Annotated in this window: 1 protein-coding gene; it reads left to right on the forward strand. The window is 37.3% G+C overall.

Going from position 1 to position 1,738, the window contains the following annotated elements; translation table 11 throughout:
• Positions 1-123: 123 nt before the first annotated feature.
• Positions 124-1,245: an IS110 family RNA-guided transposase gene (locus J0N78_RS25380; RefSeq protein ID WP_209125859.1), complete on the forward strand. Its 1,122-nt coding sequence runs from the start codon at positions 124-126 to the stop codon at positions 1,243-1,245.
• Positions 1,246-1,738: the final 493 nt, after the last annotated feature.

The following is a 1,738-nucleotide window of genomic DNA, read 5'->3' on the forward strand; positions in this document are numbered from 1 at the left end:
TACGATAAGTTATCATGAACGAAACTAGCCCCTTACTCGTAATATCGTAGATTATTTTGGCTAAGCTGTTTAATGAAAAAAACCAAACCAAAACAGAGCTACATTACGAAAGGAGCTAGTATTATGAAGGATACCACAAAATATGTAGGTTTAGACGTGTCAAAAGAAAAAATTGCAGTGGCAGTTGCAGATGAAGGAAGAGGAGATCCAAGATATATTGGAATGATTCCTTATTCGGTAGAAGAAATTCGAAAGTTGGTAAAAAAACTAAGAAATACTCAAAATCTGCGTATGTGTTATGAAGCTGGAGTAACAGGCTACGGACTGTATCGTTTATTTAAAAGTATGGGAATTGAGTGTGAAGTTATTGCTCCCTCTTTGATTCCTCAAAAACCGGGTGAACGAGTAAAAACAGATCGACGAGATGCCATTCGCTTAGCACGGCTATATCGTTCTGGAGAGTTAACACCCATTCATGTTCCTAATGAAGAAGATGAGGCACTACGAGATTTAGTTCGAGCTCGAGAAGATGTAAAAGAGGATGAGTTAAGAGCGAAACATCGTTTGATTAAATTTCTTTTACGTCATGAAATTCGTTCTCCCAAAGGTGTAAAAAGATGGACAAAAAAATATAATGAATGGTTGGATACCTTGACCTTTGATCATAGTAGCTCAAGAGTGGTATTTCAAGAATATATGCATCAACTTACAGAGATTCAACAGCGTTTAAAACGCTTAGAAGAAGAGATTGAAGTGGAAGCTACTGAAGGAGTACATGCCCCGATAATTAAAGCTCTTCAAACCTTACGTGGTGTAGCTGTGATAACAGCAACTAGCCTGGTAGCTGAATTAGGAACTTTTAAACGTTTTGCAACTCCTAATCAATTCATGGCATATGCAGGACTTGTTCCTAGTGAAAGTTCTAGTGGTGATATGAGAAAACAAGGAAAAATTACAAAGACAGGTAATCGTCATGTACGAAGGTTGTTAGTAGAAGCTGCTTGGAGTTATCGGTATCAACCAGCAGTGAAAGGAAATTTGAAAAAAAGGCAGAAAGGACAACCCCCAAGCATAACGGGGATTTCATGGAAAGCACAAAAAAGATTACACAAGAAGTATTTTCGTTTATTAGCAAAAGGAAAGCAAACTGCAAAAGCAGTAACTGCAGTTGCCAGAGAATTAGCAGGATTTATTTGGGCTATTGCACAAGAGTTTGAAAAAGAGCAAGAAACAAAAGCAATCTAGATTAATAAAGTAGGAATTATGGCAGTTATAAGAATTTTTTAGTAGTAAGAGTTAAGTATAGGGCTCGAAGGCAAAGGTTAAAACCGGAAAAGAGAAACCACGAGTTGACTTTGTGCAAATCTAATAGATTTACGCACGTGATAAGTTAGTGGAAGCTCTTTTATACGGAAAGATAAAATGTGAGAACCCACGAATATCAGAATGAAAACCGATGTAGAGAATTTTTGCCTTCGTGCCGTGTACTTAACTGCTCTTTAAATAAAAAGAGAGCAATAGCAATGAAAACTTGACATGGAGCCTCTGTGGGTATGACTGTTTCGCCAAGGAACCAAGAGTCAAAGAAATTGGCTCAGCGACAAAGGCTATCATACCCACCACTCCATGTAAAGTTTAAGTGGAGAAAAATTAAGTAGCTTTTCTCCTATTAAGGTTGCCCAGATTTAGCTGAAATTAAAAAAATGGGGTACGTATTTGACAGTTTCGTTCATATCAG

It is taken from the genome of Alkalihalobacillus sp. BA299 (assembly GCF_017745675.1).
Classification (GTDB): domain Bacteria; phylum Bacillota; class Bacilli; order Bacillales; family Bacillaceae_F; genus Alkalihalobacterium.

Bases quoted from the DNA above. Each gene is read 5' to 3' on its own strand.
- J0N78_RS25380 (WP_209125859.1), top strand. From the start codon at position 124: ATGAAGGATACCACAAAATATGTAGGTTTAGACGTGTCAAAAGAAAAA.